Genomic DNA, 246 nt, shown 5'->3' on the forward strand with positions numbered 1-246 from the left:
TGGCGGCGTTATAACCTAATGCTCCACCTTTGGTCGCTCTTTTGGCACCATCATCATGGGCGTTCCAGCCATCAATGTTTTTTTCCAGTTTGTCTTTGGCACCGCCAGCCATTTTTCCAACACCGTATGCAGCAGCGCCAATACCGATAGCCGCCGCCCCCTGCATAGTGGCTGTAGCACTCGCTCCTGACAGTGCAGAAGCAATTCTTGCAGAGATATACACCAATATTGCCGCACAAATACCAG

The 246-nt window shown here is 51.2% G+C and carries 1 protein-coding gene; it reads right to left on the minus strand.

Annotated elements, in window-relative coordinates:
* Positions 1-226 (minus strand): hypothetical protein (locus tag QP437_RS10285; RefSeq protein WP_369279333.1); only part of this gene is annotated, 226 nt, incomplete at its 3' end.
* Between the last annotated feature and the right edge of the window lie 20 nt (positions 227-246).

This window comes from Haemophilus sp. UMB1048 (genome assembly GCF_030218125.1).
Taxonomy (GTDB): Bacteria; Pseudomonadota; Gammaproteobacteria; order Enterobacterales; family Pasteurellaceae; genus Haemophilus_D.